This is a genomic window from Sphaerotilus sulfidivorans (assembly GCF_013426975.1).
Classification (GTDB): Bacteria; Pseudomonadota; Gammaproteobacteria; order Burkholderiales; family Burkholderiaceae_C; genus Sphaerotilus; species Sphaerotilus sulfidivorans.
This window is the reverse complement of record NZ_JACCPY010000019.1, coordinates 26762-48361: the sequence shown is the minus strand read 5'-3', so window position 1 is coordinate 48361 and position 21600 is coordinate 26762. Positions and strand designations below refer to the sequence as shown.

The following is a 21600-nucleotide window of genomic DNA, read 5'->3' as shown; positions in this document are numbered from 1 at the left end:
CGGGGGGACGCCGACATGACGACGCCTGACATGAGCGCCGCGCTGCGCGCGCTGGCGATGGACGCGGTGCAGCGCGCCCGCTCCGGCCACCCTGGCGCGCCGATGGGCATGGCCGAGATGGCCACCGCGCTGTGGGGCCGCCATCTGAAGATCGATCCGGCCGATCCGCGCTGGCCCGACCGCGACCGCTTCGTGCTGTCGAACGGGCATGCGTCGATGCTGCTGTACGCGCTGCTGCACCTGAGCGGCCACGACCTGTCGATCGAGGACCTGAAGGCCTTCCGCCAGCTCGGCAGCCGCACGCCCGGCCATCCGGAGGTCGGCGTGACGCCGGGCGTCGAGACGACCACCGGGCCGCTCGGCCAGGGCCTGGCCAACGCGGTCGGCCTGGCGCTGGCGGAAAAGCGCCTGGCGGCCGAGTTCAACCGCGACGGCCATGCGGTGGTCGATCACCGCACCTGGGTCTTCGCCGGCGACGGCTGCCTGATGGAGGGCCTGAGCCAGGAGGCGATCTCGCTGGCCGGCGTCTGGCGGCTCGGCCATCTGGCGCTGCTCTACGACGACAACGGCATCTCGATCGACGGCCCGGTCGCCGGCTGGTTCGGCGACGACACCGCGGCGCGCTTCCGCGCCTGCGGCTGGTCGGTGATCGGGCCGCTCGACGGCCATGACGTCGAGGCGCTCGACGCGGCGCTGCGCCAGGTGCGCGCCACCGGCCGCGACGAGGCGCCGACGCTGGTCATCTGCCGCACCTGCATCGGCCAGGGCTCGCCGAACCGTGCCGGCACCGCGAAGGCCCACGGCGAGCCGCTTGGCGACGAGGAGATCGCGCTGACCCGCGCGGCGATCGGCTGGCCGCATCCGCCCTTCGAGGTGCCGCCGGCGGTGCGCGCCGCCTGGGACCGCCGCGAGGCCGGCGCGGCGGCGCACCGCGACTGGCGGCTGCGCTTCGAGGCCTATCGCAGCGCGTTTCCTGAGGCGGCCGCCGAGTTCGAGCGCCGGGTGATGCGTGACGAGCGGCCGGCCGGCTTCGACGCGAGCACGGCGGCCGCGCCGCCCGGGGCCGCAGCGGCGCCCGCGGTCGCCACCCGCAAGGCCTCGCAGCAGGTGCTGGCCCGGCTGGGGCCGGCGCTGCCGGAGCTGATCGGCGGCTCGGCCGACCTGACCGGCTCGAACCTGACCGACTTTCCCGGCTGCGGCGCGCTGCTGGCCGGGCGCATCGACGGCCGCCATGTGCACTACGGCGTGCGCGAGTTCGGCATGGCCGCGGTCATGAACGGGCTGGCGCTGCACGGTGGCTTCATTCCCTACGGCGGCACCTTCCTGACCTTCAGCGACTACAGCCGCAACGCCATCCGCATGGCCGCGCTGATGCGGCTGCGCGTGGTGCATGTGCTGACGCACGACTCGATCGGCCTGGGCGAGGACGGCCCGACGCACCAGCCGGTCGAGCATGCCGCCAGCCTGCGCCTGATCCCGGGGCTGGAGGTCTGGCGGCCCTGCGACGAGGCCGAGACCGCCGCGGCCTGGAGCGCGGCGCTGCAGGGGCCGCCCCGGCCGAGCGCGCTGCTGCTGTCGCGCCAGAACCTGCCGGCGCAGTCGCGCGACGCGCAGCAGCAGGCGGCGATCGCGCGCGGCGGCTATGTGCTGTCGGACCGGCCGGCGGCGCGTGCGGTGCTGCTGGCGACCGGCTCGGAGGTCGATCTGGCGATGCGCGCGCAGCAGCGGCTCGATGTGCTGGGCTGCCCGGTGCGGGTGGTCTCGCTGCCGTCGATGACGCTGTTCGATCGCCAGGAGGCCGCCTGGCGCGACGCGGTGCTCGGCCGCGGCCTGCCGCGCATCGGCATCGAGGCCGGCGTGCGCGCCGCCTGGGGCGGCTATGGCTGCGCGGCGGTGCTCGGCATCGACACCTTCGGCGAGTCCGGGCCGGCCGCGGCGCTGTTCGAGCACTTCGGCCTGACGGTCGAGGCGCTGGTGGATCAGGTGCAGCAGGTGCTGGCGCGGCCCGAGCCGTCGGAGGCCGCGTCATGACGATCGACGCGCTGACGCTGGACCTCGACGGCACGCTGGTCGACACCGCCGGCGAGATCGCCGCGGCGGTCAACCTGACGCTGGCGGAGTTCGGCCTGGCGCCGCGGCCGCCGACGGAGATCGGCGCGCGCATCGGCCACGGCCTGCACGCGCTGATGATCGGGCTGCTGCAGCAGATGCAGGCCGACGATCCGCGCCTGGTCGGGCGGCTGCTGGCCGACCGCATGCTGCCGGTGCTGGACCGCCACTATGCGGCGATCGTCGGCAGCGTGGCCCGGCCCTATCCCGGCGCGCGGGAGGCGCTCGACGCGCTGGCGCACGAGGGCGTGCACCTGGGCTGCGTCACCAACAAGGCCGGTGCGGCGGCGCGGCGGCTGCTGGAGCGCTGCGGCCTGGCCCCGCGGCTGTCGCTGCTGGTGGCCGGCGACACGCTGGCGCAGCGCAAGCCCGATGGCGCGGTGCTGCGCCATGCGGCCGAGGCGCTGGGCGTGCCGGTGGCGCGGCTGGCCCATGTCGGCGACTCGCGCACCGACGTGCAGGCCGCGCGCAACGCCGGCGCCGTCGCCTGGGCGGTGCCGTATGGCTACGACGGCGGCGAGCCGGTCGCGCTGGCGCGGCCGGATGCGCTGTTTCCCGGGCTGCCGGCGCTGGCAGCCCACCTGATCGCGCTGCGCCAGGCGGAACGGGCCGGGTGCCGGGGAGACGGACATGCCGATGCCGGCCGCTGAACCGGGGGCGCTGCGTGCGCTGCTGTGGGATGTCGACGGCACGCTGGCCGAGACCGAGCGCGACGGCCACCGCGTCGCCTTCAACCTCGCCTTCGAGCGGCTCGGGCTCGGCTGGCGCTGGGACGAGGCGCGTTATGTCGAGCTGCTGGCGGTCACCGGCGGGCGCGAGCGGCTGCTGCATGACATGGCCGGCCACAGCGACGCGCCTGCACTGGCCGGCGAGCGGCTGGCGCTGGCCGCCGAGCTGCATCGGCTGAAGAACGGCTTCTATGCCGAACGGGTGCGTGCCGGTGCCGTCGCGCTGCGTCCCGGCGTGCTCGGGCTGATGGCGCAGTGCGCCGACCAGGGCGTGCGCATGGCGATCGCGACCACGACCAGCCGCGCCAACGTCGATGCGCTGCTGCGCGCGCAGCTGGGCTCGCGCTGGGCGAGCAGGTTCGACGCGGTGGTCTGCGGCGAGGACACCGCCCGCAAGAAGCCCGATCCGGAGGCCTACCGCGCGGTGCTGGCCCGGCTGGACCTGAGCCCGCTGCAGACGCTGGCGCTCGAGGACTCGCCCGGCGGCGCGGCCGCCGCACGCGCCGCCGGCGTGCCGGTCGTCGTCACCCGCAGCCACTGCTTCGCCGACGCGATCTTCGACGAGGTGCTGGCCATCGGGCCGGGCCTGCACCGGCGCGGCGGCTGGCGGCCGGTGCTGCCGGGCCCCGCCGGCGACCCGGACGCGCCGGTGGACCTGGCGCTGCTGAGGGCCTGGCATGCGCTGCACGACGCCCGCGGATTCTTTCCTTCCAACGACACGGAGACCTTGCCATGGCCCTGATCTCGCTGCGCCAGCTGCTCGACCACGCCGCCGAGCATGACTACGGCGTGCCCGCCTTCAACGTCAACAACATGGAGCAGGTCCACGCGATCATGCAGGCGGCGCAGGCCACCGGCAGTCCGGTGATCCTGCAGGCCTCGGCGGGCGCGCGCCAGTACGCCGGCGAGGCCTATCTGCGCCATCTGGTGCTGGCGGCGATCGAGACCCATCCGGACCTGCCGGTGGTGCTGCACCAGGACCATGGTGCCTCGCCCGCGGTGTGCGTGCAGGCGATCCGCTCGGGCTTTTCCAGCGTGATGATGGACGGCTCGCTGCGCGAGGACGCGAAGACGCCGGCCGACCACGACTACAACCTGCACGTGACCGCCGAGGTCTGCCGCATCGCGCACGCGGTGGGCGTGTCGGTCGAGGGCGAGCTGGGCTGCCTGGGCTCGCTGGAGACCGGCGAGGCCGGCGAGGAGGACGGCGTCGGCGCGGCCGGCCGGCTGCGCCGCGACCAGCTGCTGACCGACCCGGCCGAGGCGCGCGGCTTCGTCGCCGCCACCGGCGTCGACGCACTGGCGATCGCGATCGGCACCAGCCACGGCGCCTACAAGTTCAGCCGCCGCCCCGACGGCGAGATCCTCGCGATCGACCGCATCGCCGAGATCCATGCCGCGGTGCCGGACACGCACCTGGTGATGCACGGCGCCTCCAGCGTGCCGCAGGAATGGCTGGCGATCATCCGCGAGCATGGCGGCGAGCTGCGCGAGACCTACGGCGTGCCGGTCGAGGAGATCGTGCGCGGCATCCGCCACGGGGTGCGCAAGGTCAACATCGACACCGACATCCGCCTGGCGATGAGCGGCGCGATGCGCCAAGCCCTGGCGACGAGCCGCGCCGAGTTCGACCCGCGCAAGGCACTGGCCGCGGCGACGCAAGCGGCCTCGGCGCTGTGCCGCGAGCGCTTCGAGGCCTTCGGCTGCGCCGGCATGGCCGCGCGCATCCGGCCGCTGCCGCTGGAGGCGATGATCCGCCGTCAGCCCGCCTGAGCCAGCAGCGTGCGGATGTCGGCGGCCAGGTCCGCCGGCGGCGTGTTGTGGCGCACATAGAGCCGCACCTTGCCCTGGGTGTCGAACACATAGGATGCGGCGGTGTGGTCGATGGTGTAGCTGCTCTCGGTCTTGCCCGGCACCTCGCGGTAGAAGATCTTGAACTCCTTGGCCGCGGCGGCGACCTCGTCGGCCGAGCCGCGCAGCGGCACCCAGTCCGGGCTGAAGCTGCCGACATAGGCCTTCATCAGCGCCGCGGTGTCGCGCTTCGGGTCGACGGTGACGAAGACGCCGACCAGCCGGGCGCCGTCGGGCCCGAGCAGCTGGCGGGTCTCGGCCAGCGCGCTCAGCGTGGTCGGGCAGACATCCGGGCACTGGGTGAAGCCGAAGAAGACCACCACGATCTTGCCCTTCAGGTTCGACAGCAGGAAGGGCTGCTCGGTGCGGGCGTCGGTCAGCGCCAGTTGGCGCGCGTAGTCGGCGCCGGTGATGTCGAGCGACTTGAAGGCGATGGGCGGGGCGCTGCGCTCGCAGCCGGCCAGCAGGGCGCCGCCGCTGGCGCCCAGCAGCGCCAGCGCGGCCGGCGCGCGACGCAGCAGCCGGCGTCGCGAGGAAGAGGGGGAGGACGAAGCGGCGTGGTGTCGGGCAGAGTGTCGGTCGGAGGTCTCGGTCACAGCCAGGGTCTCAGGTAATGGTCGATCAGCAAGGCGCCGAACAGCAGCGAAAGATGCCAGATCGAGAAGCGGAAGGTCTTGCGGGCCAGCAATTCGCTGTAGCCGCGCCAGAGTTTCCAGGCCCGGGCGATGAACAGCGCGCCCAGCACCAGCGCCGCGAACAGATAGGGCAGGCCGCTGAGGCCCTGGATGAAGGGCAGCAGCGTTGCCGGCACCAGCACGATGGTGTAGAGCAGGATCTGCAGCCGGGTGAACTCGCTGCCGTGCGTGACCGGCAGCATCGGCAGGCCGGCGCGTGCGTAGTCCTCGGCGCGGTACAGCGCCAGCGCCCAGAAATGCGGCGGCGTCCACAGGAAGATGATCAGGAAGAGGCCGACCGCCTCGGGGCTGACCTCGCCGGTCATCGCGGTCCAGCCCAGCAGCGGCGGCATCGCGCCGGAGGCGCCGCCGATGACGATGTTCTGCGGCGTCAGCGGCTTGAGGATCACGGTGTAGACCACCGCGTAGCCGACGAAGGTGCCGAAGGTCAGCCAGGCGGTCAGCGGGTTGACCGCCTGATGCAGCAGCACCATGCCGGCGCTGCCGAGCACGGCCGAGAACAGCAGGGCCTGGCCGCGGCTCAGGTCGCCGCGTGCGGTCGGGCGCCAGGCGGTGCGCTTCATGCGGGCGTCGATGTGCTGCTCGATCAGGCAGTTGAAGGCGGCCGCCGCGCTGGCCACCAGCCCGATGCCGACCGAGGCGGCCAGCGCCAGGCCCAGCTCATGCGGACCCGGCACGCCCGGGACCGCCAGCAGCATGCCGATCAGCGCGCAGAACACGATCAGCTGGATCACCCGCGGCTTGGTCAGCGCGGTGTACTGGCGCCAGCGGGTCAGGGGGGCGGCGCTCGGGGGCAGCGTGGTCGAGCTCATGGCGGGTCTCCCGGGAAACGGCAATGCGGTGCGGATCAGGCGCAGATCAGGCGCAGATCAGGTGCGGATCAGCTGGGGGTCGAGAACGGCGCGTGGTGCGCTGCGATGCTGCCGAGCATGGCTGCGCGCGACCAGCGCCGCCATCAGGGTTGTCAGCAGCGCCGCACCGCCGGTGTGCAGCAGCGCCGCCAGCAGCGGCCAGTCCAGCACCACGTTCGACAGGCCGGTCAGCAGCTGCAGCGCGGCCAGGCCGAGCAGCGCGCGCGCCGGCCCCGCGGCGCCGGGCTGACGGCGCAGCGCCAGCCCGAAGGCCAGCAGTGCCGTCAGCACGACCACCGCGCCGAGCCGGTGCGCCATGTGGATGGCGGTCAGCGCCTCGAAGGGCAGCACGCTGCCGTCGGGCAGATGGCCCAGCGGCCGGCGCAGCGTGAAGCCGGACTCGAAGTCCATCGGCGGCCACCACCGGCCCTGGCAGGTCGGAATGTCCTGACAGGCCAGCACCGCATAGTTGGTGCTGACCCAGCCGCCCAGCGCGACCTGCAGCACCAGCAGGGCCAGCACGCCCCAGGCGGCACGGCGCAGAGTGGCCGGCAGCTGCAGCGGCTGCGGATCGTGGCGCTGCATCTGCACCGCCAGCAGCACCAGCAGGCCGATGCCGCCGAGCAGATGCGCGGTGACGATGGCCGGATAGAGCTTCATCGTGACGGTGAGCGCGCCGAAGGCGCCCTGCAGGCAGACCCAGACGAAGCCCAGCGCCGCCCAGCCCGGCGCGATGCGCGCGGCCGCGGCCGGATCGCTGCGGCGCAGCCGCCGCACCGCCAGTGCGCTCCAGATCATCAGCACCGTCATCAGCGCGCCGACGCCGGTGGCCAGATAGCGGTGGATCATCTCGATCCAGGCCTTGCGATGGGTGACCGGGCCGGTGGGCATCGCGGTCTGGGCCTCGGTGATCTCGGCATGTGCGCCCAGCGGGCTGGCGCTGCCGTAGCAGCCGGGCCAGTCCGGGCAGCCCAGGCCGGAGTCGCTCAGCCGGGTGAAGGCGCCGAACAGCACCAGATCGAAGGTCAGCACCAGCGTCAGCAGCGTCAGTGCGCGCAGCCGCTGCGGCGTGCCGGCGCCGCGGTGGCGCCACAGCAGCCAGCCCAGCGCCAGCAGCGCCAGCGCGGCGCCGAAGCCGAGCATCTGCAGCAGCGGATCGAGGTCGATGCCGGCCGGGGCAGGGGGAGTCGCCGTGCTCATCGTGCTCACCGTGCCGCGCCGTCGCCGACGATGGCCGGATCGCGGCCGGCCCGGTCCCAGGAGCTGGAGGCGCGCAGCAGCCGGTCGAGATCGCGCTTGGCCTTGGCCGGCTCGAAGTCTGCGGGCAGTCGCATCATCCACATGCCCATCGGGTCGACCAGATAGAGATGGGCCGACAGCGGCTGGCCCTCGTCCGGCCGCAGCCAGCGGCCCAGGGCCTCGCGCGGGGCCGACAGCACCTGCGCGCCGGCCAGCGCCGGCAGCAGATGGGCGCGCGGCGGGGCCTCGCCGGTCACCAGCCAGACCCGGTCGAGCCGGTCCTTCTCGCGGCCGAGCGATTCGCGCAGCTGGCGCTGCGCATACAGCAGCCGCTCGCAGACGGCGTCGCAGGCGCCGTCGGCGACGACCACCAGCAGCCACTGGTCCTTGAGCGTGCGGGGGTCGACCGCACGGCCCTTGAGATCCTGCAGCGGCAGCTCGGCCGCGCCCGGCAGCTCGCGTGGCGGCTGGATCAGCTGGCCGTGGTGGGTACGGGCCTGCGGCCGGATGACGTGGTAGGTGAAGTAGGAGGCGATCACCGGTGCGGCACAGGCCAGCAGCACCAGCAGCATCTTGATTCGGCCCAGGCGAGTGCGGCGGTCGGCGCTCTGCAGCGCGGCCTCCGGGCTGGGCAGGCCGTGGACCGCGAGGGTCAGCGGCTGGGCGCGGGCGTCATCGGTCATGGCGGGGCGTCAGGTCTCGGGATCGTTGCGGGAGGAGAGGCGCGGCCGGAGCCATCCGAACCACAGCAGCAGTCCGGAGCCTAGCGCGCTGAGCGCAAACCACTGCAGCGCATAGCCGTGGTGACGCTCGATGCCGAAGTCCGGCGCCGGCCAGTCGCGGCGCAGGCCGTCGGTGCCGGACGGCTGTCCGGGCGCATCGAGCTGCAGCAGCACCAGCGGGCGCAGCGTCAGGCCGGTCTCGCGGGCGGCGGTGGCGAGGTCGAGGTTCTGGCGGATCGGCCCGGTCAGGGCGGGCTCGCCCAGCTCGCGCAGCCGCGAAGGCTCGGCGATCACCCGCGCCAGCAGGCTCACCGGGCCGTCCGGCGTGTGCACCGGCGGCAGCAGATCGCGCTGCAGCCGGTGACGCGGCACCCAGCCGCGCTGCACCAGCACCGCGCTGCCATCGTCCAGCCGCAGCGGCGTCAGCACATGGAAGCCGACCTGGCCGGCCATCGGCCGGTTGTCGAGAAAGACGGTCGCCTCCGGTGCCCAGCGGCCCTGCAGCCGCACCGTGCGCTGCAGCTGCGCGACGCTCTGCTCGGGCGTGCGGGCCAGCGTCGCGGCATCCAGCGCCGGCAGCTGCCCGCGCTGGGCCTGCTGTGCCTGCAGCGCCTGCTTCTGCGCCGCGCGGTCGAGCTGCCAGAAGCCGAGCCGGGCGGTCAGCGCGATCATCAGCAGCGCCGCCATCCAGGCCAGTCCCACGATCCGGCCCGACCGGCGCCGGGCACCGGGTTCCTGCGCTGTCGCGCCCGCGGTGGCGCTGGAACAATCGCGGGCCATGAAGATCGTCATCGCGCTTGCCTTGGTCCTGATCCTGCTTGCCCTGGCGGCGGCCGGGCTGTTCATGCTGCGTCGGGGGCCGGACGGGGCTGCGGCGCCGAAGGGGCGGATGGCGCGCGCGCTGGCCATCCGGGTCGGCGTGTCGGTCGCCATCTTCCTGTTCGTGCTGCTGGCCCATGCGCTGGGCTGGATCGAGCCCACCGGCATTCCGGCGGGTCGCTGAGGCCTGCGCCTCAGGCCCGCCCCTCAGCGCCAGCTCACATCCAGTAGACGATGAAGTAGAGGCCGAGCCAGACCACGTCGACGAAGTGCCAGTACCAGGCCGCGCCCTCGAAGCCGAAGTGGCGCTCCGGGGTGAAATGGCCCTTCATCAGCCGGATCGTGATCACCAGCAGCATCAGCGTGCCCACCAGCACATGGAAGCCGTGAAAGCCGGTCAGCATGTAGAAGGTCGAGCCGTAGATGCCCGAGGACAGCTTCAGGTTCAGGTCCCGGTAGGCGTGCATGTACTCGTAGGCCTGGCAGCCGAGAAAGACCACGCCCAGCAGCACCGTGATCCACATCCACAGGATGGTCGACGCGCGCCGGCCGGCGATCAGCGCATGGTGCGCGATGGTCAGCGTGACGCCCGAGGTCAGCAGCAGCGCGGTGTTGATCGTCGGCAGCGGCCACGGGCCCATGGTCCGGAAGGGCTCGACGGTGCCGGCCGGCGAGGCGGTGGCACCGGCCACCGCGCTGGGCCAGGCGGCCTTGAAGTCCGGCCACAGCAGCGCGTTCTCCGCACTGCCCAGGCTGGGCACCGAGTGCACTCGGGCCCAGTACAGCGCGCCGAAGAAGGCCGCGAAGAACATCACCTCCGAGAAGATGAACCAGGCCATGCTCCAGCGGTAGGAAATGTCGACCCGGTCGCTGAGCAGGCCGCCCTCGGCCTCCGCGGCGGCCTCGCCGAACCATTGGCGCAGCACGAAGGCGCACCAGAGCATCCCGAACAGCACCGAGTACATGCCCCAGGCATGGGCATTGACCCACTGGCCGGCGCCGAACACGACGAAGAACAGGCCGATCGACATCATCACCGGATGCCGCGAGGGCGCCGGGACATAGTAGTAGGGCGCGTGGCCCGGGGTGCTTGCCGACATCATGGGTCTCCTGGAGCCGGGTGTTCTGGGGGTTGTCGGGAAAGAGGTGGGAGGAAGAGGGGCCGAGCGGGACGCCGCCTCAGCCCGGAGACGAGGCGGCGATCCAGCTCACCAGCAGCACCAGCGCGCCGACGAACAGGGCTGCGCCGATCAGGCCGGCCACGATGACATGCACCGGATTGAGCCGGCTGATGTCCTCCTGCCAGCCGGCGCCGCGGCGGATGCCGAGAAAGGACCAGGCCACCGCCTTGAGCGTCTGCACGAAGGAGCCCTTGCGGGCCACCACCTCGCGCAGCTCGTCGGCCGAGGTCGGGGCGCGGCGAGGATCCTGCGGCGTGCTCACGAGCCACCTCCGGGCGCGGCCGGCACCTTGGCGCCGACTTCGAAGAAGGTGTAGGACAGCGTGATGGTGGTGACGTCCTTCGGCAGCTTCGGGTCGATGACGAAGACCACCGGCCAGGTCTTCGACTCACCCGGCTTGAGCACGTACTCGTTGAAGCAGAAGCACTCGAGCTTGCTGAAGTGCGCGGTGGCCTGCTTCGGGGCGTAGCTCGGGATCGCCTGCGCCGCCATCGTGCGGTCCTGGATGTTGCGGAACTCGTACATCACGGTGGCGACCTCGCCTGGATGCACGGTGACCGAGCGCTGCGCCGGGCGGAAGTCCCAGGGGCCGCGCGCGTTGGCGTCGAACTCGATGGTGATGGTGCGGCTGGTGTCGACCTGGGTGTTGGTCCGGTCGGCGCGGGCCGCATGTGCCGAGGTGCGCTGCTCGTTGAGCGTCAGCACGTTGATGCCCAGCGCGGTGCAGATCGCCTCGTACATCGGCACCAGCGCATAGCCGAAGCCGAACATCACGGCGGCGACCAGGCACAGCTTGCCCAGCAGCTGCCGGTTGTCGTGCCGCAGCGTGGGGTCGGCTGCGGCGGCGCCAGGTGTGGCGGGCGGCACGGGGCGAGCGCTCATCGCGGGTCCGGCGTCCGGCTCAGGCGCCGCCGAGCAGCGCGATCTTCGCGACGAAGCCGACGAAGAAGACGGTGGCGACCGAGGCCAGGATCAGCGCCAGGCGCAGATTGGCGCTGCGGCGATCGGCGGCCCGGTCGTCGTCGGGCGAGCAGGTGGACTGGTCGTTCATGGCGATTCTCCAGGGTCAGCCGATCACGCGGGTGGCGGTGGCATCGAGCTTCGGCGGCGTCTCGAAGGTGTGGAAGGGCGCCGGCGAGGGCACTTCCCACTCCAGGCCTTCTGCGCCTTCCCAGGGCTTCTGCGGCGCCTTCTCGCCCTGGCCGCGCATCATCGGCACGACGATGAACAGGAAGAAGTAGACCTGCATCAGCCCGAAGCCGAAGCCGCCGATCGAGGCGAGCATGTTGAAGTCGGTGAACTGCATCGGGTAGTCGGCATAGCGACGCGGCATGCCGGCCAGACCCAGGAAGTGCATCGGGAAGAAGGTGATGTTGAAGGTGATCAGCGAGCCCCAGAAGTGGATCTTGCCGCGCGTCTCCGAATACATCACGCCCGACCACTTCGGACCCCAGTAGTAGACGCCGGCGAAGAGGGCGAACAGCGAGCCCGCCACCAGCACGTAGTGGAAGTGCGCCACCACGTAGTAGGTGTCCTGCAGGTTGATGTCGATCGGCGCCATCGACAGGATCAGGCCGGTGAAGCCGCCCATCGTGAACACGAAGATGAAGCCCACCGCCCACAGCATCGGCGTTTCGAAGGTCATCGAGCCGCGCCACATCGTCGCGATCCAGTTGAACACCTTCACGCCGGTCGGCACCGAGATCAGCATCGTCGCGTACATGAAGAACAGCTGGCCGGTCAGCGGCATGCCGGTCGTGTACATGTGGTGCGCCCAGACGATGAACGACAGGATGGCGATCGAGGCGGTCGCGTAGACCATCGAGGCATAGCCGAACAGCTTCTTGCGCGCGAAGGCCGGGATGATCTGGCTGACGATGCCGAAGGCCGGCAGGATCATGATGTAGACCTCGGGGTGCCCGAAGAACCAGAAGATGTGCTGGTACATGACGGGGTCGCCGCCGCCGGCCGGGTTGAAGAAGCTGGTGCCGAAGTGGCGGTCGGTCAGCGTCATCGTGATCGCGCCGGCCAGCACCGGCATCACCGCGATCAGCAGATAGGCGGTGATCAGCCAGGTCCAGGCGAACATCGGCATCTTCATCAGCGTCATGCCGGGCGCGCGCATGTTGAGGATGGTCACGATGATGTTGATCGAGCCCATGATCGACGACGCGCCCATGATGTGCATCGCGAAGATCGCGGCGTCCATCGACGGGCCCATCTGCAGCGTCAGCGGCGCGTAGAGCGTCCAGCCGGCGGCCGGCGCGCCGCCCGGCATGAAGAAGGACATCACCAGCACCAGCGCCGCCGGGATCATCAGCCAGAAGCTGAAGTTGTTCATCCGCGCGAAGGCCATGTCGGAGGCGCCGATCTGCAGCGGCAGCATCCAGTTCGCGAAGCCGACGAAGGCCGGCATGATCGCGCCGAACACCATGATCAGGCCGTGCATCGTCGTGAGCTGGTTGAACAGCTCCGGGTTGACGAACTGCAGGCCCGGCTGGAACAGCTCGGCGCGGATCAGCAGCGCGAGCACGCCGCCGACCATCAGCATCGCGAAGCTGAACAGCATGTACAGCGTGCCGATGTCCTTGTGGTTGGTCGCGAAGACCCAGCGCCGCCAGCCGTGCGGCGCGTGGTGGTGATCGTCGTGGGCAGCGTCGTGGCCGTGACCGCCCGGGTGGAGAACTGCGCTCATGCTGGGTCGTCCTTCTTACTTGCGGGCGGCGACGATGTCGGCCGGCTGCACGATCTGCTCGGTGCGGTTGGACCAGGCGTTCTTCGTGTAGGTGATGACAGCGGCGATCTCGGTGTCGGAGAGCTGCTTCCAGGCCGGCATCGCGCCGTTGTTCTGGCCGTTGAGCAGCACCGCGATCTGGCGGCCCTTGTCGGCATCGAGCACGACCGGCGAGGCATCCAGGCCCTTGATCGGGCCGGCGCCCTTGCCGTTGGCCTGGTGGCAGACGGCGCAGTTGGCCGCATAGACCTTCTCGCCGCGTGCGACCAGGTCGGCCAGCTTCCATTCCTTCTTCGGATCGTCGGCCCGCGCGGCGATCTTCTTCTTCTCGGCATCGACCCAGGCGGTGTATTCGGCGGCGCTCACCACCTTCACATGGATCGGCATGTAGGCGTGCTCCTTGCCGCAGAGTTCGGCGCACTGGCCGTAGAAGTCGCCGGTCTTGTCGGCGCGGAACCAGGTGTCGCGCACGAAGCCGGGAATCGCGTCCTGCTTGACGCCGAACTGCGGGATCATCCAGGCGTGGATGACGTCGGTGGCGGTGGTGATGATGCGGATCTTGCTGTCGACCGGCACCACCAGTGGGTTGTCGACCTTCAGCAGGTAGTCGTCGCCGGCAGGCTGGCCGGCGTCCGACATCGCGCGGTGGCTGGTGTCGAGCGTCTGCAGGAAGCTGATGCCCTCGCCCTCGCCCTTCAGGTAGTCGTAGCCCCACTTCCACTGGTAGCCGGTGGCCTTGATGGTGATGTCGGCATTGGTGGTGTCCTTCTGCGCGACCACCGTCTTCGTGGCCATCGCGCCCATGCCGATGACGATCAGGAAGGGCACCACCGTCCAGGCGATCTCGACCTTGACGCTTTCGTGGAAGTCGGCCGGCTTGTGGCCGCGCGACTTGCGGTGCTTCAGGATGGAATAGAACATCACCCCGAACACCGCGATGCAGATCAGCACGCAGATGACCATCATCACCGAGTGCAGCCAGTCCATCTGGGCCGCGATCTGCGTGGCGGGCTTGGCGTAGCTCATCTGGCGCACGGCCGGGCCGCCGGGCAGGTCGTTGACCGCCTGCGCTGCGGTGGCGCCCAGCAGGATCCAGCCCGTCAGACCGACCCGGCCTGCACCCAGCCAAGGGGAAATGCTCGACATCTCTGCGCTCGCTTTCTCTCCAGCCGGCCATCGCGTCGGCTTGGGCGTTGTCTCGTGTTCTGCTCTTCTTGTCAGGCCATGCGCGGGCCGGACCGGATGGCCGGCCGCGAAGGCTGAGTCAAAGCATGACGCCGAGCGGGTCTTTCGGACATCCCGACAAGTCCCGATGGTCTGCAAGCGATTTCAGTGAATTTTTTCTTGATGTGGATCAGTTGTTTTCATTGAATGAATGATCCGGATCAATGGAGTGACGTGATGGAGGGGCCTGACCGTCGGCATGACGGGGGCGGGCCCGTGCCGGGCAGCAGCAGGCCGTGGAGGTCGGAATCGGACCGGTTCAGGGCGAGGCCGGTCGGCGGCGGGTCATCTCGCGCATCGTGTCGAGGGAGATCTCGGTGCGCGCCTCGACACGCGGGCGGGCGACCGGACGGAAGGCGTGGCCGTAGATGATCTCGAAACCCAGATGCAGGCGTCCGTCGGGGCCGCGCAGCCGGTCGGTGAGGGTCGATTCCAGTGTCCGGCGCCACTGCCGGCCCCGCAATCCGGGTTGTCGAGCGGGATGCGTGTTCAGGCCGAGCGTGCGCAGCTCGGCCAGCAGGGCCTGCGGTGAATCCCAGGTCAGCGTCAGCCGCTCCATGTCCATCACCGGATCGGCGAAGCCGGCCTGCACCAGGTCGTCGCCGAGGTCGTGCATGTCGACCCAGTCGCTGCCGGGCGCGCCCCAGCCGGCCTCGGCCCAGATCGTGCGCAGCTCGGCCAGGGTGTCCGGGCCGAAGCAGGAGAACATCAGGAAGCCGTCGACCGCGATCAGCTCATGCCAGCGTGCCAGCAGCGCCGGGCGGTCGTCGATCCAGTGCAGCATCATGTTGGCCCACAGCAGCTCGGCGGGCGCCTCGTTCTCGCTGCTCGGGCGGGTGCGGCCGGCGCCCAGCAGGCGCTGCCACCAGCGGCCCTCGCCGCGGGCCTCGTCCTCGAGCGGACGGCCGTCCAGGCCGGTGCGCAGCAGCCGCGCCTGCGGATAGCGTGCCTGCAGCAGCGGCGCGCCGCCCGAGGTCGGGCTCCACCAGTCGATCAGGCGCGCCGGCTGACGCAGGATCAGGCCGAGGCGCTCGTCCATGCGGCGGGCGATCTCCTCGTGCAGCCACGGCGGCGGATGCTGGGCGGCGCGCGCCAGATGGCGGGCCAGGGCGGCGGGAGCGATGCGCGGTTCGCGCAGTCGCGGGGCATCGGCAGCGGCGGGGGAAGAGGCGTCTTGCATGATGCCGGCGCAGTATAGTGAGCCGGCCATGGCCGCGCGCAGCACCGGATCGGTTTCTCCGCTGGGACGCTGGCCGCGCCTGCTGCGCGGCCTGGGCAGCCGCTGCCGTGTCTGCGCCGCCTGGCAGGACGCGGTGATCTGCACCCGCTGCCAGTCGGTCTTCGCCGCCGCGCCGCCGGTGGTCCTGTCGGAGACCGGACTGGTCTGCCATGCCGCGCTCGACTACCAGCCGCCCTGGAGCACGCTGATCGCCGATTTCAAGTACGGCGGCGCCTGCGAGCTGGCTACGCCGCTGGCCGCGCTGCTGGCCCAGGCCCTGCAGCAGGCTGCCGACGCGGACCGGCTGCGCTGGCCGGACTGGGTGCTGCCGGTGCCGCTGGCGCTGCCACGCCTGCGCGAGCGCGGCTACAACCAGTCCTGGGAACTGGCGCGCCGGCTGGCGCCGCCGCTGGGCCTGCAGGCACGCGCCGATCTGGTCGAGCGGCTGATCGACACCCCGCACCAGGTCGGACTGGACCGCCAGGCGCGCGGGCGCAATCTGAAGGGCGCCTTCGCGCCCACGCCGGCGGGCCGCCGGCTGCTGGCCGGCGCCTCGGTCGCGCTGGTCGACGATGTGCTGACGACCGGCGCCACCGCCGCCGAGCTGGCCGCGGTGCTGCGCCAGGCCGGTGCGAGCGAGGTGCAGGTCTGGGTGGTGGCGCATGCCGATCGGCGATGATCCGGGCATGTTCCGCATCGTCCTTGTCCACCCCGAAATCCCGCCGAACACCGGCAACGTCATCCGTCTGGCGGCCAACACCGGCTGCGAGCTGCATCTGGTCGAGCCGCTGGGCTTCTCGATGGATGACAAGCTGCTGCGCCGCGCCGGCCTCGACTATCACGAGTACGCGCCGGTGCAGCGCCATGGCTCGTGGGAGGCGCTGCTCGAGACCTGCCGGCCTGATCCTGCACGCATGTTCGCGATGACCACCCGCGGCAGCCGGCCCTTCGCCGAGGTGGCCTGGCAGCCGGGCGACTGGCTGGTCTTCGGCTGCGAGACCAGCGGCCTGCCGCCGGCGCTGCGCGACGGGCATTTTCCGGCCGGGCAGCGGGTGCGCCTGCCGATGCGTCCCGATCAGCGCAGCCTGAACCTGAGCAACGCGGTGGCGGTGACGGTGTTCGAGGCCTGGCGGCAGAACGGCTACGCCGGCGCGGCCTGAGGGGCGCGTCAGCTCTCGGCCCGCGCCTCGCGCTGCATCAGCGCCTGCACCGCCTCGCGCGGGGTGAATTCGCCCTGCAGCACGCCGACCACCGCGCGGGTGATCGGCATGTCCACGCCGAGCGCGGTGGCGCGCTCCAGCACGGTGCCGGCGCTGTAGACGCCTTCCGACACATGGCCGAGTTCGACCAGGATGCGCTCGAGCGTCTGGCCCTCGGCCAGCTTCAGGCCGACGCGGCGGTTGCGCGAGAGATCGCCGGTGGCGGTCAGCACCAGATCGCCCAGGCCGGACAGGCCCATGAAGGTCTCGGCACGGCCGCCCAGCGCCAGGCCCAGCCGGGTCATCTCGGCCAGGCCGCGGGTGATCAGCGCCGCGCGGGCGTTCAGGCCCAGCGCCATGCCGTCGGCCATGCCGGTGGCGATCGCCAGCACGTTCTTGACCGCGCCGCCGACCTCCACGCCGACCGGATCGCTCGACGAATAGATGCGCAGCGTCGGGCCGTGCAGCGCGGTGATGGCCGACTGGCACAGCGCCGCATCCTGGCTGGCCGCCACCAGCGCGGTGGGCTGGCCGCGCGCGACCTCGAGCGCGAAGCTCGGGCCGCTGAGCACGCCCGCACGCAGCCCCGGGGCCGCCTCGCGGGCGATCTCGTGGCCGAGCCGGCCGCTGCCCGCCTCGAAGCCCTTGCTGAGCCACAGCACCGCCGCGCCGTCGGGCAGGCGCTGCAGCATCTCGCGCAGGCCCGCCATCGGCGTGGCGACGATCAGCAGGCCGTCCGGACCGGCATGCGCCAGCGCCGCGGCCAGATCGTCGGTGATGTCCAGCGCGTCGGGCAGCGCGACATCGGCCAGATAGCGCGCATTGCGCCGGCTGGCGGCGATCGCCGCCGCCTGGGCCGGATCGCGGGCCCAGAGCCGGGTCGGGTGGCGGGTGGCCGCCTGCGCCGCGAGCGCGGTGCCCCACGCTCCGGCGCCGAGCACCGAGATCTGCATCTTCAGGCGTTCAGCGCGCCGTTGCCCTGCTGCTGGGCTTCGTACATCGCCTGGAAGTTGACCTCGGCCAGATGCACCGGCGGGAAGCCGGCGCGGGTGACGGTGTCGGCCACGACCGCACGCAGGTAGGGATAGACGATGCCCGGGCAGGCGATGCCCAGGATCGGCGACATCTGGTCTTCCTCGATGTTGCGGATCTCGAAGATGCCGGCTTCCTTGGCCTCGCACAGGAACAGGGTGCGGTCGCCGAGCTTGGTGGTCACGGTGGCGGTCACCGCGACTTCATAGATGCCCTCGACCACCGGCTGCACCTCGACGGCCAGGTTGATGTCGACGGACGGCTGGCCCTGCTCGACGAGGATCTGCGGCGAGTTCGGCTGTTCCAGCGACAGGTCCTTCAGGTACACGCGCTGGATCTGGAAAACGGGTTGCGCGTCTTGGATGTCGGCCATGATCGGGTCTCGGTGGTGATGGAAGGAATGGAATCGGATCGTATCGAGTCTGCCTGGCCACGGCCGGACGGCGATAGTGCACGCCGGTCGCAGGGCCGGCAGATTATGCAGCGTCGGGCCTGTCGTCCCGGTGTGGCCAGCCCGCATACTGGCCGACCATGATCCACCGCACGCCGCCGACGCTTCTCACGCTGGTCCGCCACGGCGAGACCGACTCGAACCGGGTCCACCGCTTCCAGGGCCAGCTCGATGTGCCGCTCAATGCGACCGGTCTGCTGCAGGCCGAGCGGCTGGCCGAGCGCCTCGCCGACGAGCCCTTCGACCTGATCGTCAGCAGCGACCTGATGCGGGTGCGCCAGACCGCCGCGCCGCTGCTGGCCAGGCGCGCGGCCCTGCCCGAGCTCGATCCGGTCTGGCGCGAGCAGGGCTTCGGCCTGTTCGAGGGGCTGACGGCCGAGGAGGTGATCGCGCGCCATCCCGCGCTGTGGCAGCGGTGGCTGCGCCAGGACGCCGACTTCGCGCTGCCCGGCGGCGAGAGCGTGCGGGCCTTCTCGGCACGGGTGAACGGCGCGCTCGACGCGCTGGCGGCACGCCATGCCGGCGCGCGGGTGCTGGTGGTGACGCACGGCGGCGTGCTCGACATGCTCTGGCGCCGCGTCAGCGGCCAGCCGCTGTCGAGCGCGCGTGCCTGCGCGATCCCGAACGCCGGCCTGAACCGGCTGCGCTGGCAGGCCGGCGCGCTGTCGATCGAGGCCTGGGGCGAGATCGATCATCTGGCCGGTCTGCCGGCCCAGCCCTCGACGGTGTCGCTGAGCGTGCGCTACGCGGCCGCGCCGGTGCCGACGCCGCCGACACCCTGAGCCAGCAGCGCCGCCACCGGCGCGGCCAGCGCCTGGCCATCGGCGTCGACCGCCTGCGTGGCGCCGCCCTCCACCGCGGACTGCACCAGCCGCGCCAGCGTGCCCGCATGCGGCAGGATCGTGCCGAAGAACAGCGGCCGCGCGCCACGCAGCACCATCACGGTCGGAAAGTTCTCGATGTCGAGCGCCGCGTCGCCGAGCGCATCGCTGTGCTCCTCGATGTCGATCCAGGCGAATCGCACCTGCGGCCAGTCGCGCGCCAGCTGCGCGAAGGTCGTGCCATAGGCCTGGCAGGTGGTGCACCAGCCGGCGCACAGGCAGACGACGGAGATCGCGGCGGTCGCGGAGCTTGCAGGGATCGGTTCGGCGGGCGTCATGGCGGCAGTTTGCCAGAGCGGTCTGCAGGGCCACAGCGCATCGCGGCGGTACCCGTCGCTCGGAATGCTGGCGAACAGCGCCTGCAGCTGTGGCTGCAGCCCGGCCAGTCGGCCATGCGCCGGGTACATGAGAAATCTGGATTCTGTGCAGGGGCATGATATATTGCTTGGTCAATCATTGACTAAGCAATGGAAATTGCTCTCCATGAACAAACACAAGACCGCACAAGAAATCGGACCTGAGACCCGACACGATGCGGTCGGCGCGCTGCCGCCGATCTACGACTGCAGCACCTACAGCCCCGACCGCAGCCTGGGCCTGCTGATGCGCCGGGTGCTGAGTTCGGTGCTGATGGAGGCCGACCGGCGGCTGGCCGAGCACGACCTGACGCATGCGCAGTGGCTGCCGCTGTTCAAGCTCCTCAAGGGCTGCCCGGACAGCGTGACCGCGGCGGCCCTGGCGCGCGATCTCGATGTCGATCCGGCGGCGATCACCCGCCTGTTCGACCGACTCGAGGCCAAGGGCCTGGTGCGGCGCGAGCGCTCGACCAGCGACCGCCGCGTCGTGCAGCTGGTCCTGACCGAGGCGGGCCGCGAGGTGGCCGAGAAGGTGCCGCCGGTGCTGGTCGATGTGCTCAACGCGCACCTTGCCGGCTTCCGGCCCGAGGAGTTCGAGCTGCTGGTGTCGCTGCTGCAGCGCATGCTGGCCAATGGCGAGGCGATGCGCGGAGGGCGAGCCTGAGCGGGCTGACGACTGGGTCGCTGATTCAGTCTTCCAGCGCCCGCTGCCAGCGCTGGCGCACGAAGTCGATGTGGCGGCGCGCCGCCTGGGCCGCACCGGCCGGATCGCGCGCCTCGATGCGGCGCCACAGCGCCGCGTGCTGCGCGGCCAGCGCCCGCGCCTCGTCCGAGTCCGGTGCCAGGTCGGCGATGCTGAGGTTCACATGCTCGTGCAGCAGCGCCAGCAGCGTCGCCACCAGGTAGGAGAAGACGGGGTTGCGGGTCGCGTCGGCGATGGCGCGGTGGAAGGCCACGTCGGCGCGCACCTGCGCCGGGCGGTCGCGGCCGGCGTAGGCCGCGGCCACCGCCGCGTGGCAGGCCGCCAGCCGCGCTCGGTCGCTCTCGTCGGCGCGCTCGGCGGCCAGCTCGGCGCAGCGCGCCTCGAGCATGTCGCGGAATTCCAGCAGGTCGGCCTGCATCAGCGGCTGGCGCTGCAGCAGCTGCGTCCAGGCGTCGGCGCGGCGCGCGTCGGGCTGATCGCTGACGAAGGTGCCCGCGCCGTGGCGGCGGATCACCAGCCCGCGCTCGGCCAGCTGCCCGAGCGCCTCGCGCAGCGCCGCGCGCGACACGCCCAGCCGCGCCGCCCAGTCGCGCTCGGGCGGCAGGCGCTCGCCCGGGCGGTGCTCGCCGGCCAGGATGGCGCGCTCCAGGCGCGAGGCGAGCTGGTCGGGCAGACGGGCGGCGAGGGCGTGCTTCATCGGAACGTGATCGGGAATTGGTCTGACCACTGTAGGCCCTGACGGGCGCACGCGCATCATCGGCTTCCCCTGCACCCCACCGGATCCGCCGCCGCCCGATCGCCATGCCCAAGCCTTCTTCCGTCTATTTCTTCGCCACCTGCGTCGTCGACCTGATGGCGCCGCAGGCCGGCATGGACGCGATCGCGCTGCTGCGCGACGCCGGCCTGCGGGTCGAGTTTCCCGAGGCGCAGAGCTGCTGCGGCCAGCCGGCCTACACCAGCGGCTACACCGACGAGGCGCGCACCGTCGCGGCGGCCCAGCTCGATCTGTTCCCCGAGGCCTGGCCGATCGTCGTGCCCTCGGGCTCGTGCGCCGGGATGATGGTGCACCACTGGCCGCGGCTGTTCGCCGACGATGCCGTGCGGCTGGCGAAGGCGCGCGACATCGGCGCGCGGGTGGTCGAGTTCAGCACCTTCGCGCGCGACGTGCTGGGCCTGGGCGAGCGGCTGGCGGCGGCGCCGTCCAGCCGGCCGGTGAAGGTGGCGCTGCACACCTCGTGCTCGGCACGGCGCGAGATGGGCGTGCAGGTGCCGAGCCGCGCGCTGCTGGACGCGCTGCCCGGCGTCGAGGTGGTGGCGCAGGCGCGCGAGGCCGAGTGCTGCGGCTTCGGCGGCACCTTCTCGGCGCGCCATCCGGCGATCTCGGGTGCGATGGTCGAGGACAAGCTGGCGAGCGTGCGCGCCACCGGCGCCGAGGTCATCGTCAGCGCCGACTGCGGCTGCCTGCTCAATCTGCACCACGCCGCCGAGAAGCGCGGCGGCTGTGCCGCCGGCGAGCCGCGCTGCGTGCACATCGGCAGCTTCCTACGCGAGCGCCTGGGCCTGCCGGGCGCGGCGCAGCAGGTCACCGACTGACCCTCGACGCATC

At 71.6% G+C, this 21600-nt stretch carries 26 protein-coding genes; 10 read left to right on the top strand and 16 right to left on the bottom strand.

Annotation, left to right across the window (positions count from 1 at the left end; translation table 11 throughout):
• Nucleotides 1-15 precede the first annotated feature (15 nt).
• The 4 genes from tkt to fba are packed head-to-tail and all read left to right on the top strand — an operon-like array spanning nt 16 to nt 4610.
• Entirely contained in the window at nt 16-2031 is a 2016-nt protein-coding gene (tkt, locus tag HZU84_RS12495; RefSeq protein ID WP_244954336.1) for a transketolase, read from the top strand.
• A complete protein-coding gene (locus HZU84_RS12490; RefSeq protein ID WP_149504645.1) occupies nt 2028-2759 on the top strand; it encodes an HAD-IA family hydrolase in 732 nt (243 codons plus the stop codon). Before tkt ends, HZU84_RS12490 begins: the two co-directional genes overlap by 4 nt.
• The gene (locus HZU84_RS12485; RefSeq protein WP_149505359.1) at nt 2746-3579 is read left to right on the top strand and encodes an HAD-IA family hydrolase; all 834 of its coding nucleotides are present in this window, start codon (nt 2746-2748) and stop codon (nt 3577-3579) included. Before HZU84_RS12490 ends, HZU84_RS12485 begins: the two co-directional genes overlap by 14 nt.
• A complete protein-coding gene (gene fba, locus HZU84_RS12480) occupies nt 3570-4610 on the top strand; it encodes a class II fructose-bisphosphate aldolase (protein ID WP_149504644.1) in 1041 nt (346 codons plus the stop codon). Before HZU84_RS12485 ends, fba begins: the two co-directional genes overlap by 10 nt.
• Here the strand turns inward: fba and HZU84_RS12475 are convergent.
• From HZU84_RS12475 to HZU84_RS12455, 5 genes are read right to left on the bottom strand one after another with little or no spacing between them, the layout of a single operon-like run.
• Complete coding sequence (locus HZU84_RS12475) at nt 4598-5284, bottom strand: SCO family protein (RefSeq protein WP_244954334.1); 687 nt, start codon at nt 5282-5284, stop codon at nt 4598-4600. The two genes, fba and HZU84_RS12475, sit on opposite strands and share 13 nt — an antisense overlap.
• Entirely contained in the window at nt 5281-6195 is a 915-nt protein-coding gene (cyoE, locus tag HZU84_RS12470) for a heme o synthase (RefSeq protein ID WP_149504643.1), read from the bottom strand. Before cyoE ends, HZU84_RS12475 begins: the two co-directional genes overlap by 4 nt.
• Nucleotides 6196-6252: 57 nt before the next feature.
• Nucleotides 6253-7434, bottom strand: coding sequence for a COX15/CtaA family protein (locus HZU84_RS12465; protein ID WP_149504642.1), 1182 nt, complete (start codon nt 7432-7434; stop codon nt 6253-6255).
• A 5-nt stretch (nt 7435-7439) separates the two neighbouring features.
• A complete protein-coding gene (locus HZU84_RS12460; protein WP_149504641.1) occupies nt 7440-8156 on the bottom strand; it encodes an SCO family protein in 717 nt (238 codons plus the stop codon).
• A 9-nt stretch (nt 8157-8165) separates the two neighbouring features.
• Nucleotides 8166-8975: an SURF1 family protein gene (locus HZU84_RS12455; RefSeq protein ID WP_244954333.1), complete on the bottom strand. Its 810-nt coding sequence runs from the start codon at nt 8973-8975 to the stop codon at nt 8166-8168.
• Between HZU84_RS12455 and HZU84_RS12450 the strand changes: the two genes are divergently transcribed.
• Nucleotides 8974-9198: a DUF2909 domain-containing protein gene (locus HZU84_RS12450; RefSeq protein ID WP_149504640.1), complete on the top strand. Its 225-nt coding sequence runs from the start codon at nt 8974-8976 to the stop codon at nt 9196-9198. The genes HZU84_RS12455 and HZU84_RS12450 overlap by 2 nt on opposite strands.
• A 34-nt stretch (nt 9199-9232) precedes the next feature.
• On the opposite strand, the gene HZU84_RS12445 is transcribed toward HZU84_RS12450, so the two are convergent.
• From HZU84_RS12445 to HZU84_RS12415, 7 genes are all read right to left on the bottom strand, one after another.
• Nucleotides 9233-10114: a cytochrome c oxidase subunit 3 gene (locus HZU84_RS12445; RefSeq protein WP_149504639.1), complete on the bottom strand. Its 882-nt coding sequence runs from the start codon at nt 10112-10114 to the stop codon at nt 9233-9235.
• Nucleotides 10115-10193: 79 nt separating this feature from the next.
• Entirely contained in the window at nt 10194-10457 is a 264-nt protein-coding gene (locus HZU84_RS12440; RefSeq protein WP_149504638.1) for a DUF2970 domain-containing protein, read from the bottom strand.
• Nucleotides 10454-11077 (bottom strand): cytochrome c oxidase assembly protein, encoded by a 624-nt coding sequence (locus HZU84_RS12435; protein ID WP_149504637.1) that lies wholly within the window; start codon nt 11075-11077, stop codon nt 10454-10456. Before HZU84_RS12435 ends, HZU84_RS12440 begins: the two co-directional genes overlap by 4 nt.
• 19 nt (nt 11078-11096) lie before the next feature.
• Complete coding sequence (locus HZU84_RS21125) at nt 11097-11183, bottom strand: cytochrome oxidase small assembly protein (RefSeq protein WP_375131466.1); 87 nt, start codon at nt 11181-11183, stop codon at nt 11097-11099.
• A gap of 78 nt (nt 11184-11261) precedes the next feature.
• Nucleotides 11262-12890 (bottom strand): cytochrome c oxidase subunit I, encoded by a 1629-nt coding sequence (gene ctaD, locus HZU84_RS12425; RefSeq protein WP_149504636.1) that lies wholly within the window; start codon nt 12888-12890, stop codon nt 11262-11264.
• 15 nt (nt 12891-12905) lie between these two features.
• Complete coding sequence (gene coxB / locus HZU84_RS12420) at nt 12906-14075, bottom strand: cytochrome c oxidase subunit II (protein WP_149504635.1); 1170 nt, start codon at nt 14073-14075, stop codon at nt 12906-12908.
• Nucleotides 14076-14412: 337 nt separating this feature from the next.
• Entirely contained in the window at nt 14413-15333 is a 921-nt protein-coding gene (locus HZU84_RS12415; protein WP_244954332.1) for a biotin synthase, read from the bottom strand.
• A 28-nt stretch (nt 15334-15361) separates the two neighbouring features.
• On the opposite strand from HZU84_RS12415, the gene HZU84_RS12410 reads away from it, so the two are divergent.
• Both HZU84_RS12410 and trmL read left to right on the top strand, forming a co-directional pair.
• A complete protein-coding gene (locus HZU84_RS12410) occupies nt 15362-16051 on the top strand; it encodes a ComF family protein (RefSeq protein ID WP_244954331.1) in 690 nt (229 codons plus the stop codon).
• Nucleotides 16052-16058: 7 nt separating this feature from the next.
• On the top strand, nt 16059-16532 hold the full coding sequence (gene trmL, locus HZU84_RS12405) for a tRNA (uridine(34)/cytosine(34)/5-carboxymethylaminomethyluridine(34)-2'-O)-methyltransferase TrmL (protein WP_149504634.1): 474 nt from the start codon (nt 16059-16061) through the stop codon (nt 16530-16532).
• 8 nt (nt 16533-16540) lie between these two features.
• On the opposite strand, the gene HZU84_RS12400 is transcribed toward trmL, so the two are convergent.
• Nucleotides 16541-17524 carry an NAD(P)H-dependent glycerol-3-phosphate dehydrogenase gene (locus HZU84_RS12400; protein WP_149504633.1) on the bottom strand — a complete coding sequence of 328 codons (984 nt, stop codon included), beginning with the start codon at nt 17522-17524 and terminating at the stop codon, nt 16541-16543.
• 2 nt (nt 17525-17526) lie between these two features.
• Nucleotides 17527-17976 (bottom strand): protein-export chaperone SecB, encoded by a 450-nt coding sequence (gene secB, locus HZU84_RS12395; protein WP_037481127.1) that lies wholly within the window; start codon nt 17974-17976, stop codon nt 17527-17529.
• Between the two features lie 158 nt (nt 17977-18134).
• Here secB and HZU84_RS12390 point away from each other — a divergent pair, with 158 nt between their 5' ends.
• On the top strand, nt 18135-18836 hold the full coding sequence (locus HZU84_RS12390) for a histidine phosphatase family protein (RefSeq protein WP_149504632.1): 702 nt from the start codon (nt 18135-18137) through the stop codon (nt 18834-18836).
• Here the strand turns inward: HZU84_RS12390 and HZU84_RS12385 are convergent.
• Nucleotides 18797-19342 (bottom strand): thioredoxin family protein, encoded by a 546-nt coding sequence (locus tag HZU84_RS12385; protein ID WP_244954330.1) that lies wholly within the window; start codon nt 19340-19342, stop codon nt 18797-18799. The genes HZU84_RS12390 and HZU84_RS12385 overlap by 40 nt on opposite strands.
• A 76-nt stretch (nt 19343-19418) precedes the next feature.
• On the opposite strand from HZU84_RS12385, the gene HZU84_RS12380 reads away from it, so the two are divergent.
• Nucleotides 19419-19955: a MarR family winged helix-turn-helix transcriptional regulator gene (locus HZU84_RS12380; RefSeq protein WP_149504631.1), complete on the top strand. Its 537-nt coding sequence runs from the start codon at nt 19419-19421 to the stop codon at nt 19953-19955.
• Nucleotides 19956-19980: 25 nt separating this feature from the next.
• On the opposite strand, the gene HZU84_RS12375 is transcribed toward HZU84_RS12380, so the two are convergent.
• Nucleotides 19981-20691 (bottom strand): FadR/GntR family transcriptional regulator, encoded by a 711-nt coding sequence (locus HZU84_RS12375; RefSeq protein WP_149504630.1) that lies wholly within the window; start codon nt 20689-20691, stop codon nt 19981-19983.
• A gap of 104 nt (nt 20692-20795) precedes the next feature.
• On the opposite strand from HZU84_RS12375, the gene HZU84_RS12370 reads away from it, so the two are divergent.
• Nucleotides 20796-21587: a (Fe-S)-binding protein gene (locus HZU84_RS12370; RefSeq protein ID WP_149504629.1), complete on the top strand. Its 792-nt coding sequence runs from the start codon at nt 20796-20798 to the stop codon at nt 21585-21587.
• Nucleotides 21588-21600 lie beyond the last annotated feature (13 nt).